Source organism: Prevotella sp. P3-92 (assembly GCF_002251205.1).
GTDB lineage: Bacteria > Bacteroidota > Bacteroidia > Bacteroidales > Bacteroidaceae > Prevotella.
Genome location: NZ_NPJE01000066.1, coordinates 1 through 491, shown reverse-complemented (window position 1 = coordinate 491; position 491 = coordinate 1). Strand labels below are relative to the sequence as shown.

At 46.6% G+C, this 491-nt stretch carries 2 tRNA genes; both read right to left on the bottom strand.

The window, feature by feature from the left end:
* Positions 1-118: 118 nt before the first annotated feature.
* Positions 119-192 (bottom strand) — tRNA-Ala (locus CIK93_RS12455).
* Between the two features lie 27 nt (positions 193-219).
* A tRNA-Ile gene (locus CIK93_RS12450) sits at positions 220-293 on the bottom strand.
* Positions 294-491: the final 198 nt, after the last annotated feature.

The following is a 491-nucleotide window of genomic DNA, read 5'->3' as shown; positions in this document are numbered from 1 at the left end:
GGCGGCCGTATGCATAAGTGCTCATACTTTCAGCTGTTGATTTCTGATTTATTATCTAATCTACAGTCTTGCTTGTGTCAATATGTCAAAGATCTCTTTCCTCTATTTCAAGGACAAGTGGAGAATAACGGATTCGAACCGTTGACCCCCTGCTTGCAAAGCAGGTGCTCTAGCCAGCTGAGCTAATCCCCCGGTCGGGAATTGAAGTCTCTTGCATCGTAGTCCCAGGCAGACTTGAACTGCCGACCTCCACATTATCAGTGTGGCGCTCTAACCGACTGAGCTATAGGACTCCGTTCAAGATGCTTTGGAACAGTACAGTGTCCTCAGCTTCCTTCGATTCTCTATTCGAGAAAACAGATTCGTTAGTACAAGAAGCCGAAGGAGTGTCTGAACAAACCAATGCTTCATCCCATTCTTTTGAAACTACCTTAATTATCTAAGATCCGTCTCCAGAAAGGAGGTGTTCCAGCCGCACCTTCCGGTACGGC